This is a genomic window from Siminovitchia jepli (genome assembly GCF_047228825.1).
In the GTDB taxonomy this organism is placed as follows: Bacteria; Bacillota; Bacilli; order Bacillales; family Bacillaceae_C; genus Siminovitchia.
Window position 1 is genome coordinate 1 of sequence record NZ_JBFEGN010000213.1, and the last position, 732, is coordinate 732.

Consider the following 732-nt stretch of genomic DNA (forward strand, 5'->3'; position numbering starts at 1 on the left):
TACCCTGTGTCGCCAAACAGGGACACACCATCCGCTATTAAAGCGCTGGACCAGGTGTTGCAAAAATTTAAAACAATCCCCGAAGACCTGATGTTTGTCGTCGATGGCAATCCCATCTACATCCTGGCGCAGCACTTTTTCGCCCAGCATGGCATTCATTTTGATATTCACAGAGTCATCGGCCTGACCAACGAGGATCCTGTCTCGGAGGAATACCGTCCGCTTAAACAAATCATTGAGCGCCTCAACCGGACATTTAAAGGTAACTACCGAGCGACAACCGGATTCGGCTCCCAGGAAGGTTCCGTCTCCTTCGTGACACTGTTTGTGGCTTACTTCAATTTCCTTAGGCCACACGCGGCACTAGAAAATCAGGTGCCTGTGATTATCCCTGAACTGCAAAGGATGCCCAATATGCCGGAAAGATGGACAAAACTGATCTCGCTAGCCCAAGATTTCTTGGACGAACAGCAGTCCGCCTAGCTTTTGTTTAGCTGAGCCCTTGCATCTGAGCAATCGGCGGAGCGAACCCTTGACAAACCGAATGGAGAAAAAGGTTAAAATTGGATAATGTCAAGGGCTCTTTGTCGTGCCTGCTTTTGTCCCCTTCGCCCTTGATACTTTTATCGCAACCTTTTTTGACTGTTTGTCAAGGGCGATTGCGGGCGACATATTCCCTCTTCTCTTCGAAAAAGCAGAAATCGCTAATCTTTCATAGAACTTTTTACACTA

The 732-nt window shown here is 47.8% G+C and carries 1 pseudogene; it reads left to right on the forward strand.

The features are described from left to right. Nucleotides 1–483, forward strand: a pseudogene (locus tag AB1L08_RS22440) (DDE-type integrase/transposase/recombinase); the annotation flags it as partial. Between the last annotated feature and the right edge of the window lie 249 nt (nucleotides 484–732).